The organism is Pseudomonas sp. S34 (assembly GCF_009866745.1).
Lineage (GTDB): Bacteria > Pseudomonadota > Gammaproteobacteria > Pseudomonadales > Pseudomonadaceae > Aquipseudomonas > Aquipseudomonas jessenii.
This window is the reverse complement of sequence record NZ_CP019398.1, coordinates 1,072,521-1,085,939: the sequence shown is the minus strand read 5'-3', so window position 1 is coordinate 1,085,939 and position 13,419 is coordinate 1,072,521. Positions and strand designations below refer to the sequence as shown.

The window sequence follows — 13,419 nt, the reverse complement described above, 5'->3', positions numbered from 1 at the left end:
CGATATAGAAATTACCGCTTCTACTTCTGGGGCAGGACCGAACGCCTGATTCTGGTCGTTATCTGCCTGTCGCGACAGGCAGACAACGATCGACGCTGTGTAAAAACGACTCGTTGAGCAACGTTGGCTGGAAGGGAATGGACTCGCTGAACAAAATGGGACACCAAATGTGGACGGCTACATTTTTTGGATCAATCAATAATAAATATTTCCCATTTTTCGACCAACTTTTCTACCATTGGATAACATGACATTGAATATAGCCAGGCAACAGATTTTTCGATCAGTGATCTATAAAACATTTAGAGATGCGATGCAAAATAAATATAGTATTTTGCAAGCGCATCTATGCAGAATCATTCCCCTCCTAAAATAAAAAATTGCCACACTTTAGACCAATTATGATACGCCATCCAAGCTACTGAGCGACAACGCCTGCTGAATTACGCTCGTTCGAGCCTTTGATGCTTTGGTTACTGGAATTTCGAGGGCCAGAGGAGCCATGAGGGCAAACCTCTCCGAATCGAAAAGTGATGACTCTGCAATTTTCGCCTTCGCAAGAAGGCAAGCATATGTACTGTAACCATTTGGATGCCCCGTCAACATTATGTCTACTGTTCTCAACGGCAATGCGTTAAGCATTTTCAGGGGTACTTCAACCTCACCCAACTGATAGGCCACAGACGCGAAATTTGTCTTATATATGTATTGCTTTGGCACCATATCAATTGCAGTTTGATAACAAATCAGCGCCTCCTGCCTAAATCCTAGAGCACCGTTAATTAACCCACCAAGGTTGAATATTTCAGCATTTTCAACTCCCAAGCTCCTTAAACGCTCAAAGTCCGTGAGAGCCACTTCAAAAGAGCCAGCTTGGCGCAGCGACAGCAACACTTCCTTCGCAGTACGATATCCGAAGTGACGCACTCTCGACTCCGCCTTTCGACCATGATCAGACGCAGCAAATCGTGCAAACTCAATAGCATTACTTGGTTTGAGATTTTCTTCTATATCGGCAGCACAAAATACACCAGCAACGACCCCTAATTCTAGAAACTCAGAAGAAATTTGACTTACCAAATCACTTACCAAATTTTCAATATAGGCGTCTTCCCCTCCCGCAATACCAACAGAGCTTCGATCAAGGACCTCAATTGTTTTCGCTGCGTTGAACTTAATTCGCGCCTCACTATACAACCTCGCTAGAGCAATATTTAGTGCGGCAGTACCATATTTCTTCAAATAAGCACCATCACGAGAAAACCTTACAACCACCGCAAATGGCCTACCCCCACCTCCAGCATTATGTTGAATAAACTCACGCAAGGATTCAATGTTATTCTTCTGCAACACATCACTGGATGGATAATACTTGGATGAACTAGGTAGTAGATGCCCAATACTTCCGGCTGGGATGGCCTCCAAGTGAGAACCCGCTTCAATATTCACCGTTGCTTCGTTGCCAGAAGAGATAAACGCGAATGAAAGCTCAGGCTGCGAGTTAAAAACGGTAACTCTCGCACTTTCAACTCGCGGGTAAAACCCAAGAGTACGGGTTGTGCGACCATCATTAACATAAAACTTAGATTTTCCCGTGAAGGCAGGCGGAAAGACTTTAAACTCCTGCCCCATCCCAACCCCTACATTAGAACCTATGTCGATCGCTACGACTTTTGTATTCAGATCTAACTCTATCACCCTACCACAATTAGAAAGTATATTATCGTAGAATATTACCTGATTTCTTCCCGCAGCTTTTGCTCGATATAGTGCAGTATCCGCTGCTTCAAGCAAACTTGAGACTGGATCTATAGCTGCAGTGGAGCCGTCCACACCTGGAGCGTATAAAGCAACCCCTATACTCGTTGTTATGGTTCTATCTTGTATAGGGGGAGGAGAGAGCGCGGAGAGGTCTTCATTGCTGCTCAGCCATATCCACTCTTTCTCTGAAGGAAGAACCTCCTCAGATATCTGATTTTTAAATTCGTTTGCCCATTCTTCAACTTTTTCACGTAACGCAAAAGATTCAATTAAAATCAAAAACTCCTCACCTGATGGATGCCCAACAAATATGGATACATCCCCTCGTGATTCTTTACAAATTTTACTTGCAGCATCATCCAACCGCCGCCCAAAAATCTTTAGAACTTGATCTCCATATAGATGCCCCCACGTATCGTTTACCTGCTTAAAAAAGTCAATATCTAAGGCAAGCACCGCCAACGACTTTGGGGACTCGAGATCTTGCGTTTCGGCATCCTCTGATTGATCCCCATCAAAATGCTTTATCGAATCCAATAATTTCGTCTTAAAGGAATCCTTCGCAAGGAGGAATGTTAATGGGTTATGGGATACTCGATACGCATTAAAAGAACTTTCCTTTATTTTTTCTATCTTAGGACGGCACTCATTCTTTTTTGCGCTTCGGGGAACCTTAGCAAAAACCAACGAAACCACTATCTTTAAGTCTTCAAAAAACAGCCTAGCCGTTAGACTTTTTGACGCATGATACGTAACATTAGATAGAGAGGCTCCTACCAACTCAACTAAAACACCAGGATCCAACTCCTCCGCCCCATCAAGTTCAAACCATTTCGAGTCAAAAAAATAATGAATTAAAACCTCGACACCCTCACGACCAAACTCTTCTTTTAAGGCCGCCTCTAAGTAGTTCAGCTTCTCCAACTTCAATTCCAACCACCTCTTGATCGTGATATGTAGCGCCAAAAATTATATCGCTTCGATTTCAAAGCATGCTATTCAATTACGATTTCTTGCTTACAATCAGATGCGGCCCAGTATTTTTTTCCACCTTATTCCTAAAGCGCTCACAGGCGATAAGTAGAACAACATCATGACACTAGCAGTTTTCATGAAGCAAAAAAAACACACCTAAATTCAAGCCGTTATAAATCATTCCAACACCAAGAGAAACAATAATAACTACAAGCTAATACCTTAATATCTCTCCGCCCGACCTCAAACTCACCAACTCCACTCAATTTAATGACCACAAAATTATCGATTACAAATGTTTTACACATCCAATGCACGCGGCCAATTCCCGCATCTACATTCTGGCTTCACGACAAATACGTTAAACCTTTCGAAAGGACTACTCTTTACCTTCGGGCGAGTTGCTTTCAGCCGCTCGCTTTGATTTGGAATCGAATATTCCTTTAATTTTATCCAGTGAAGCGTGAACCGCACTCATAGATTCAATCATATAATTAAAATCGTTATTCATATTATCTTTATGCCCAGGCCACATCACATCCTCCTTGATCGCCTCAAGTACACGATTGAGTTTTTCCGACACTTCGCCCACCTCAGGCGCCATCTCTTTTACAGCATAATAAGACAACATATATCGATCATATACCGACTTAACCCTTAAACAAGCCAACGATGCATCTACATAGTGCCTGTATTGCTTAAGAAACCAAGCCGCCAGAAACTCACATACCAAAAACACAATGGAACTAGCAAACATACCGATATACATTACGCTTACTTCAGGCTCACCATACTTAGCCCACATCTGCCACCCAACAATAGCAGCAACATAAAACAATATACCACCAAACAAAAACAACAAGCCTCGATCAAGTAGATTTGACCCCTTTTCCTCAGTGAGGGAAATATGCTTGTCAAGGCTTTCAACCACACCACAGACATACACTTCAAATGCGGTGCCTAGTACCCGTTCACGCTCAGCAACCTTATAATCTCCAGATGCTTCCTGCATTTGCATAGGAGCTTTCGAAAACTCTAAACCCTCACTCTTCGAAGCTTTCAATTCTATGCCGCCCGGATACCGCACACCATCTGCAATGAGATTCACAATTGAACTGGTCGCAGCCTTACCGAATTTACTACCAACACCTCTTGACTCTCCTCTGGCTTTTCGATCAATTGCAACAAAAGAAGAGCCAGAGATATTTTCAACAATTTTTGTAATCGTACCAAAAAATACAAATCCGAGCGTCGAAACCCCAACCGTCCCTAGAAGATTATTATTTAGTACAGATAGAAGATCTGGCGATGTAAAGGATAAAACCCCATATAACCCAAACAAAAATACTACATAGCCGCCTAACAGCATACAACCTTCATAGAATCCAGGAACGCTCAATAGGTATCTCGATCCGCTTCGCCTATCTGGAACATTATTATCGCTATTGTTTTTCCCATCATTTAAAGAACCGTCAGTGAAAGCCTCACCACTTTCCTTTACACCCATACCTTCCTCGAAGTAATTATAAAAAGCATCTAATTTAAATTAAATACTTAGGAATTCGGATGGGACGCACAAGAGATCCCACGACATAACAGCGATCACTATTTCATAGACTCGCCACCTAATGGCTCAATGCTATCCTCCTTTAACAACTGTGTCTCGGAGAAAAGTGAGGTGGAAAACGGGGACAGAGCACTTTCTTCCTCTCTGAGAGTTCCGAATCGAAGCCTTCGAAGGTTGCAGGGAAATGGTCCACACGCTACCCTCCCCACCGTCGCTGCCAATTCAGCGACCGGGTGTGGAAACCCGTGTAATTCAAGGCGCAACAGCGCCCCCATCACGTCTGCCGGCGCTTTTTTTATGCCTGCGGCGTGAGTTATGGCGGCTGTGCGTGGGACGTCTTCGGGCGTGCCGGTTTCCTTGATTCCCGGTTTTCCACCCTGCGCACAGCTGTCACCCATTCGTGTGGAAACGAACGTGACGGCTCCTCATATCAAGGAGTTGGATAATGCGCAGTATCAATCCGTTTGAAATTTGGCTTTCCCCTCTACGCAATTCCCAATCGCGTAACGCCCTCCCCCATAGCCTCTCCACCCTCGGAGGTGGCCAATGACTGAACAACCTGAGCTCAAAACCATCGGCCTGACGCCCGCCATCTACTGTGCGGATCAAGCGCTGTTTCATGTCACTCGCGGGGTTCCTCTCGGCGATGCGTTGTCCATGGCCTCCGATTTTCTGTTCCTGGCCAAGACGCTCACTGAAGATGCTGCTTATGCCAGAGACACCGACCGTCACGCTTGGGCTGCGCATTATCTGACTTCGATGAGTAAGGCGTTGGTGGATGATGCGGTGAAGGTGCTGACGCGGGATCGGGATAATGAGCTGGCGTCTAAGCGGACGGGGGCTAAGGCTGAGGGGTAGTGGGCGAGGCGCCAGGATAGTTTTTGGTTTCAAAAGTCAGGCGTGACGCTGTGAGAGCGAGCTTGGTTGCGGTGGCCGGGGTATTCAGCGGGAAATGTGGATGCCTTGCGTTTTTCGCGAGCAGGCTCGCTCCTACAGGGTTTGGTGTGCATCTTCGGGATTGATAGTGGTTGGGCTGGCGCTATCGTCAGCAGGCTGGCTCCCACAGGGGGTTTGTGTGGTGGCTGGGATTTGGGGTTGGCCTCGAGGTTTTCGGGGCTTTTTCGTATTTGGGTCAGAGTGAAAGGCTTTCGGTTTGTAGCGGAATGGATCGGCGGATCTGCTCCGTAGAATGCCCATGGTTCTGATGCTTCTTCTCGCCTGTAATGCTTGCTATACATCAGCCATCGACAAGCCCTTCGGGCATTAGGCCGGTGTGTGAACGCCCCTTGCGGCACTCATCTAGACTTAATGGATAGTCGTAGGCAGAACCGAGCACGTCGCTTTGGTGCAGGTCGATCAACAGCAGCGTGGCAAGCTGCCCTTTATGCCCAGTAGAGGTGCGGCGAAGACCGTGCCGGGCACAACAAGATACCCGCTCAGGGTGCCCTGGCCAACGGCCTGAAAATGCCACGATACCGTGACGTGGTGTGAGTGCCGCAGCCGACACTTTCGGACGACCGACGACCATCTGGTTTGTCCGTGACCGTGAGGATTGCTGAATGCCTGATGAGATGTTGCACCTGCCTGTGGTCAACAGTCTGCTGGAGCGCCACAAGGGCTCTGCGGGTGCGCTGTTGCCCATTCTTCATGATATTCAGGAACGCATCGGTTACGTCCCCGATGTCGCCGTCCCCGAGATTGCCCATGCCCTCAATCTGAGCCAGGCCGAGGTTCGTGGGGTGATCAGTTTTTACCATGACTTCCGTACCGCGCCGCCGGCCAAACATATCCTGCGGCTGTGCCGGGCTGAGTCGTGCAAGAGTCGTGGCGCCGAGGAGCTTGCCGCACAGTTGCGTGAGCGTCTGCAACTGGACGATCACGGCAGTAGCGCCGACGGCAGCATCAGTTTGCGGCCGGTTTATTGCCTGGGTGCCTGCGCCTGTTCGCCTGCCCTGGAGCTGGATGGACGGGTACATGCACGGCTGAGCGCTGAGCGTCTGGATGCCTTGCTCGACGCTTGCCGGGAGGACGTTTGATGCCGACTCTCTATCTGCCCTGTGATTCTATTGCCCTTGCCGTGGGTGCCGATGAGGTATCCGTGGCCCTGATCACTCAGGCCAAGGCACTTAATCTGCCGCTGGAGCTACAGCGCACCAGTTCCCGAGGTCTCTACTGGCTGGAACCGCTGCTGGAAGTGGACAGCCCGCAAGGCCGTATCGGCTTCGGCCCGCTGACTGCTGCCGATGTGCCGTCGGTGCTCGATGCCCTGCAAGGCGAGCCATCCGCGCATCCACTGGCCTTGGGCCTGGTGGAAGAACTGCCTTATCTCAAGACTCAACAACGCCTGTTGTTCGCCCGTGCTGGTATTACCCGGCCGCTGTCACTGGAGGATTACCGCGCCCATGGCGGTTTCGAGGGCTTGACCCAGGCCATCGCCCTTGGCGGCGAGCAGACCGCGACGGCGGTGTTCGATTCAGGCCTGCGTGGCCGTGGCGGCGCGGCCTTCCCCGCCGGGATCAAGTGGCGCACGGTACGCGCTACCGAAGCGGCGCAGAAGTACATCGTGTGCAACGCCGACGAAGGCGATTCCGGCACTTTCGCCGACCGCATGTTGATGGAAGGCGACCCCTTCCTGCTGATCGAAGGCATGGCCATCGCCGGCATTACCGTCGGTGCCACTTACGGCTACATCTATGTTCGCTCGGAATATCCCGATGCTGTGGCCACGCTGCGTGCGGCGTTGAACATCGCCCGAGACGCCGGTTACCTCGGCGCCAATGTCGGCGGCAGCGGCCAAGCCTTCGATATGGAAGTGCGAGTCGGTGCCGGCGCGTACATCTGCGGTGAAGAAACCGCGTTGCTGGACTCCCTCGAAGGCAAGCGCGGGATCGTTCGCGCCAAGCCGCCAATTCCTGCCTTGAAGGGTCTGTTTGGCCTGCCGACGCTGGTGCACAACGTGCTGACTTTGGCTTCAGTGCCGTTGATTCTGGCCAAGGGTGCGCAGTTCTATCGTGATTACGGCATGGGCCGCTCCCTGGGCACCATGCCCTTCCAGTTGGCGGGCAATATTCGTCATGGCGGTCTGGTGGAACGGGCCTTTGGCCTGACCCTGCGGGAGCTGGTGGAAGACTACGGTGGTGGTACCGCCAGTGGCCGGCCGCTGAAGGCTGCGCAGGTGGGCGGCCCCCTTGGCGCCTGGGTGCCACCTTCGCAATTCGATACACCGCTGGATTACGAGGCCTTCACCGCCATCGGCGCGATGCTCGGTCACGGTGGTGTGGTGGTGGCTGACGACAGCCTGGACATGGCCCACATGGCGCGTTTCGCCATGCAGTTTTGCGCCGAGGAATCCTGTGGCAAATGCACGCCCTGCCGCATCGGTTCGACCCGTGGCGTTGAGGTGATCGACCGCCTGCTCGCCGCGCCAGACGCGAGCGGTCGCGATGAGCAGGTGATCATCCTCAAGGACCTGTGCGACACCCTGCAATACGGTTCGCTGTGCGCATTGGGCGGCATGGTTTCCTTCCCGGTCGCCAGCGCCCTCAAGCACTTCCCCGCCGACTTCGGCTTGCAGCCCTCGGAGGCCGAGCAATGATCACTCTCTTCGACCCGAAAACCGATATCGATCTGGGTACGCCAGCCCGCGACAGCCAGGTGCAAGTCACCCTGAACATCGATGGCCGCAGCATCAGCGTGCCCGAAGGCACCTCGGTGATGCGCGCCGCCGCGCTGCTGGGCACCACCATTCCCAAACTCTGTGCCACCGACAGCCTGGAAGCCTTTGGCTCCTGCCGCATGTGCCTGGTGGAGATCGACGGCATGCGCGGCTACCCCGCGTCCTGCACCACGCCGGTCACTGAAGGCATGACCGTGCATACCCAGACGCCAAAGCTCGCGACCCTGCGGCGCAATGTCATGGAGTTGTACATCTCCGATCACCCGCTGGACTGCCTGACCTGCTCGGCCAACGGCAACTGCGAACTGCAAACCGTCGCCGGCCAGGTTGGCCTGCGGGAAGTGCGTTATGGCTATGAAGGCGAGAACCATCTGGAGGACGTGAAAGACACCTCCAACCCCTACTTCGATTACGACCCGAGCAAGTGCATCGTCTGTAACCGTTGCGTGCGTGCCTGCGAAGAAACCCAGGGCACCTTTGCCCTGACCATTACCGGGCGTGGTTTTGAATCCCGCGTGGCTGCCGCCGGTGGCGAGAACTTCCTCGACTCGGAATGCGTGTCCTGCGGCGCCTGCGTGCAGGCCTGCCCTACCGCGACGCTGATGGAAAAAAGCGTGGTCGAACTGGGCCAGCCGGAACGTAGCGTGATCACTACCTGCGCCTATTGCGGCGTGGGCTGCTCGTTCCGCGCCGAGATGAAAGGCGACCAGTTGGTGCGTATGGTTCCGGACAAGAACGGCCAGGCCAACCATGGCCACTCTTGCGTCAAAGGGCGCTTTGCCTGGGGCTACGCCACCCACCCGGATCGCATCACCAAGCCGATGATCCGCAAAAACATCAGCGACCCTTGGCAGGAAGTGAGCTGGGATGAAGCGGTGACTTACGCCGCCAGCGAATTCCGCCGTCTGCAGCAAAAATATGGCCGCGATTCCATTGGTGGCATCACCTCCAGCCGTTGCACCAACGAAGAAACCTATCTGGTGCAGAAACTGGTGCGCGCCGCCTTCGGCAACAATAACGTCGACACCTGTGCGCGGGTCTGCCACTCGCCGACCGGCTATGGCCTGAAACAAACCCTGGGCGAGTCCGCCGGCACCCAGAGTTTCGACTCGGTGATGCAGGCCGATGTGATCCTGGTGATGGGCGCCAACCCCAGCGACGCCCACCCGGTGTTCGCTTCCCAGCTCAAGCGCCGCCTGCGTGAAGGCGCGCGGCTGATCGTCATCGATCCGCGACGCATCGATCTGGTGGACACGGTGCACGCCCGCGCCGAATATCACTTGGCGCTGCGCCCCGGCACCAACGTCGCCATGCTCAATGCCTTGGCCCACGTGATCATCACTGAAGGCCTGCAAAACCAGGCCTTTATCGACGCCCGTTGCGAGGGTAGCGATTTCGCGATCTGGAGTGAGTTTGTCAGCCGCGCGGAAAACTCGCCGGAAGCCCTTGGCCCGATCTGCGGTGTACCCGCTGCCGACATTCGTGCCGCTGCGCGCCTGTATGCCACCGGTGGCAACGCGGCGATCTACTACGGCCTGGGCGTTACCGAGCACAGCCAGGGCAGTACCTCGGTGATGGGCATTGCCAACCTGGCCATGGCCACGGGCAACATCGGCCGCGAAGGCGTGGGCGTGAACCCGCTGCGGGGGCAGAACAACGTGCAGGGCTCCTGCGACATGGGCTCCTTCCCCCACGAACTACCTGGCTACCGGCACATCTCCAACGAGGTGGTGCGGGCGCAGTTCGAACAGGCCTGGAACGTCACCCTGCAACCCGACCCGGGCCTGCGCATCCCCAACATGTTCGAGTCGGCCCTGGCCGGCAGTTTCAAGGGCCTGTATTGCCAGGGCGAAGACATCGCCCAGAGCGATCCGAATACCCAGCACGTCACCGCCGCTTTGTCGGCCATGGAGTGCGTGGTGGTGCAGGACATTTTCCTCAACGAAACCGCCAAGTTCGCCCATGTGTTCCTGCCGGGCAGTTCGTTCCTGGAAAAAGACGGCACCTTTACCAACGCCGAGCGACGTATCTCGCGAGTACGCAAAGTCATGGACCCGCTGGGCGGCAAGGCCGACTGGGAAGGCACGGTGGCCCTGGCCAATGCCTTGGGCTACCCGATGAACTACACGCACCCGTCGCAAATCATGGATGAGATCGCCAGCCTGACGCCGACGTTCACCAACGTCAGCTACGCCGCGCTGGATAGCCACGGCAGCCTGCAATGGCCGTGCAACGCCGAGGCACCGGACGGCACGCCGACCATGCACATCGAGGAGTTCGTGCGCGGCAAGGGGCGCTTCATGCTCACCGGTTACGTGCCCACCGAGGAAAAGGTCAACAGTCGCTATCCGCTGCTGCTGACCACCGGGCGCATCCTCAGCCAATACAACGTCGGTGCTCAAACCCGGCGTACCGACAACGTCGCCTGGCATGACGAAGACCGCCTGGAAATCCACCCGACCGACGCTGAAAGCCGTGGCATCAACGAAGGTGACTGGGTCGGTATCGGCAGCCGCGCCGGGCAAACCGTGCTGCGTGCGCGGATCACCGAACGGGTCGCCCCGGGCGTGGTGTACACCACCTTCCACTTCCCGGAATCGGGGGCCAACGTGATCACCACCGACAACTCGGACTGGGCCACCAACTGTCCGGAGTACAAGGTCACCGCCGTGGAAGTCAGCCGCGTTTATCACCCTTCTGAGTGGCAAAAACGCTTCCAGGAATTCAGCGATGAACAGCATCGTCTGCTCAAGGACCGGGGCCGTGGCGCCAAAGCGGAGGTACGCCGATGAGCACGAACAACCTGATCAAGATGGCCAACCAGATCGCCCAGTACTTTGCCAGCCAGCCCGACCAGCAACAGGCGGTGCTGAGCGTGCGCAATCATATGCAGATGTACTGGGCGCCCAGCATGCGCAAGGAGTTGCTGGCCTGGCAGACGGAGCATCAAGGGGCGGACTTGCACCCGCTGGTGCAGGCGGCGGTGACCGGGGCGGGTTGGGAGGCTTAGCCTGCTGGCTGCAAAAAACTGTGGGAGCGAGCTTGCTCGCGATGAGGGCTTAACATTCAGCATTTTTGCTGGCTGATACACCGCTATCGCGAGCAAGCTCGCTCCCACAGGGGTTTTGTGTTGGGGTTTGGCTTTGGGTTGAGCAGGCTACACCCTATTCCTCCTTCCTCGCCGCCGTCACCGTCACTTCAATGGCCCGGACACTGATCGCCGCGAATGTCGCGGTCATCAGCACGCCGTTGAAACCCAACAGGATCGCCAGCACCCGCGACACACCCAGTTTGGGCACCAGCTCTCCATAGCCGATGGTCAGGCCGGTCACGAAAGCGAAGTAGACACCGTCTAAAGGGCCCCAGCCTTCCAGGTGGGCGATGATGAGGCCGAACGCAATGATCACCAAAAGCAGTATCGAGAAGATCGGCCAGACCACTTTTAAATAGAACCAGACGGCTTTGTAGAACTCGTGGCGAACGTTTGATGCACGGGCGAGGTTCATGGCATGGGCTTCCTGGGGGTTGACTGGCCGACATTTGAATGCCCGGCGCTAATACCCCGTTCAGCTTGGCACAGGCGCTGAAAACTGCGACTAACGGGGCGTTATCTCTGACGAGGACTATGACAAAGATGACGCCAACCGGGCTATCCAGAAACCGCCTGCTGCTGGACTCGTTGTAGGAGCGAGCCTGCTCGCGATGGTCGTTAACGATAACGCGTGTTTACAGGATAAACGCGGCGCCCTTGAGTCCATCGCGAGCAAGCTCGCTCCTACAGTGTTCGGGTCAGTTCGCTTCAGTTTCCCGAATCAGCTTCTTGTTGATCTTGCCGACGCTGGTCTTGGGGATTTCGGCGATGAATTTGAACTGCTTGGGAATCGCCCATTTGTTGATGCGGCCGCCATCGACGAAGGCTTGCAAATGCACCTCCAGAATCTTGCGGTCGAGGTATTGCCCTGGTTCGCAAACGACCATGGCCATCGGGCGTTCGCCCCATTGTTCGTCGGCAATGCCCACCACGGCGACGGACATCACGCCCGGGTGTTCGCTGATCAGGCTTTCCAGTTCCAGGGAGCTGATCCACTCTCCGCCGGTCTTGATCACGTCCTTGATGCGGTCCTTGATTTCCACGCCGCCCAGCTTGTCGATCGAGGCCATGTCGCCGGTGTGCAGCCAGCCGTTGTGCCACAGCTCCGCGCCTTTGTCCGGGGCTTTCAGATAGCCCTGGGTCAGCCACGGCGCGCGCACCACGATCTCGCCCAGGGACTCGCCGTCATGGGGCACATCTTTGCCGTCGGCGTCGATGATCTTCAGGTCGACCAATGGCACCGGGGTGCCGGTCTTGATGCGGATCGGCAGTTGCGCTTCGCCGGACAGCTGGAGGTCTTCATCACGCAGGTACGTCAGGCACAGCAACGGGCAGGTCTCGGACATGCCATAGCCTGCGTGCACCACCATGCCTTTGGCATTGGCTTCGCTGGCCACGCCGAGGGTCAGCGCGCTGCCGCCCAGGAGCATTTTCCAGCCGTCGAAACGGGTCGCCTTGCCTTCCTCACAGTTGAGGATCATCTGCAGGATGGTCGGCACGCAGTGGGAGAAGGTCACCTTCTCTTCACGGTACAGCTTGACCAGGCTGTTGGGTTCGTAGCGGCCCGGGTAGACCTGCTTGATGCCCATCAGGGTCGCGACATACGGCACGCCCCAGGCATGCACATGGAACATCGGCGTGATGGGCATGTACACGTCGTCGGAGCGCAGCAGCGGCTGGCCCTGATAGACGCCCAGGGTGCCGACGGCGTTCAGGGTGTGCAGCACCAACTGGCGGTGGCTGAAGTACACGCCTTTCGGGTCGCCGGTGGTGCCGGTGGTGTAGAACAGCGTGGCGACCGAGTTCTCGTCGAAATCGGGGAAGTCGTACTGGTCCGAGGCCTGGGACAGCAGGTGCTCGTACTCGCCCAGCACCGGCAGCGAGGTCGTGGTCGCCTCGTCATCGGTGAGTTGCAGGTAGCCTTTTACGGTTTCCAGCCGACCGTGGATCTGCTCGACCAGGGGCAGGAAATCATCATGCACCAGCACCAGGTCATCCTCGGCGTGGTTCATGGTGAACAGCACCTGCTCCGGCGACAGGCGAATGTTCACCGTGTGCAGCACCGCGCCGATCATCGGCACGGCGAAGAAGCATTCCAGGTAGCGGTGGCTGTCCCAATCGAGCAGGGCCACGGTGTCACCGGCCTTGACCCCGGCCGCCGTCAGCGCATTGGCCAGGCGGCGAATACGCTTGTTGAGGGTCTCGTAGCTGTAGCGCAGCTTGTCGGCGTAGACGATTTCCCGGCCCGGCTCGTAGCGCACGCCGGACAGCAGCAATTGCTTGATCAGCAAGGGGTAGGCATAGGCGCCGTCGGCGGGCGGAATTATTTTTGTCGCCATCATGTTTAAG

General features: G+C 55.2%; 9 protein-coding genes. 5 read left to right on the top strand and 4 right to left on the bottom strand.

Annotated elements, in window-relative coordinates:
- Positions 1-399: 399 nt before the first annotated feature.
- Positions 400-2,691 carry a GGDEF domain-containing protein gene (locus PspS34_RS04665; RefSeq protein ID WP_159389525.1) on the bottom strand — a complete coding sequence of 764 codons (2,292 nt, stop codon included), beginning with the start codon at positions 2,689-2,691 and terminating at the stop codon, positions 400-402.
- Positions 2,692-3,115: 424 nt separating this feature from the next.
- Positions 3,116-4,243: a hypothetical protein gene (locus PspS34_RS04660; RefSeq protein WP_154861675.1), complete on the bottom strand. Its 1,128-nt coding sequence runs from the start codon at positions 4,241-4,243 to the stop codon at positions 3,116-3,118.
- 606 nt (positions 4,244-4,849) lie between these two features.
- On the opposite strand from PspS34_RS04660, the gene PspS34_RS04655 reads away from it, so the two are divergent.
- The 5 genes from PspS34_RS04655 (at position 4,850) to PspS34_RS04635 (ending at position 10,989) form a co-directional block, all read left to right on the top strand.
- Positions 4,850-5,161, top strand: coding sequence for a DUF3077 domain-containing protein (locus PspS34_RS04655; RefSeq protein ID WP_150813618.1), 312 nt, complete (start codon positions 4,850-4,852; stop codon positions 5,159-5,161).
- Between the two features lie 701 nt (positions 5,162-5,862).
- Positions 5,863-6,339: a formate dehydrogenase subunit gamma gene (locus PspS34_RS04650; protein ID WP_154861673.1), complete on the top strand. Its 477-nt coding sequence runs from the start codon at positions 5,863-5,865 to the stop codon at positions 6,337-6,339.
- A complete protein-coding gene (locus tag PspS34_RS04645; protein WP_154861672.1) occupies positions 6,339-7,898 on the top strand; it encodes a formate dehydrogenase beta subunit in 1,560 nt (519 codons plus the stop codon). The genes PspS34_RS04650 and PspS34_RS04645 overlap by 1 nt, the downstream gene beginning before the upstream one ends.
- Positions 7,895-10,771 (top strand): formate dehydrogenase subunit alpha, encoded by a 2,877-nt coding sequence (fdhF, locus tag PspS34_RS04640; protein ID WP_154861670.1) that lies wholly within the window; start codon positions 7,895-7,897, stop codon positions 10,769-10,771. The genes PspS34_RS04645 and fdhF overlap by 4 nt, the downstream gene beginning before the upstream one ends.
- Positions 10,768-10,989 (top strand): formate dehydrogenase subunit delta, encoded by a 222-nt coding sequence (locus PspS34_RS04635; RefSeq protein WP_057716316.1) that lies wholly within the window; start codon positions 10,768-10,770, stop codon positions 10,987-10,989. Before fdhF ends, PspS34_RS04635 begins: the two co-directional genes overlap by 4 nt.
- Positions 10,990-11,143: 154 nt before the next feature.
- On the opposite strand, the gene PspS34_RS04630 is transcribed toward PspS34_RS04635, so the two are convergent.
- Both PspS34_RS04630 and PspS34_RS04625 read right to left on the bottom strand, forming a co-directional pair.
- The gene (locus PspS34_RS04630) at positions 11,144-11,485 is read right to left on the bottom strand and encodes a potassium channel family protein (RefSeq protein ID WP_154861668.1); all 342 of its coding nucleotides are present in this window, start codon (positions 11,483-11,485) and stop codon (positions 11,144-11,146) included.
- 283 nt (positions 11,486-11,768) lie between these two features.
- The gene (locus PspS34_RS04625; RefSeq protein WP_154861666.1) at positions 11,769-13,412 is read right to left on the bottom strand and encodes a fatty acid--CoA ligase; all 1,644 of its coding nucleotides are present in this window, start codon (positions 13,410-13,412) and stop codon (positions 11,769-11,771) included.
- Between the last annotated feature and the right edge of the window lie 7 nt (positions 13,413-13,419).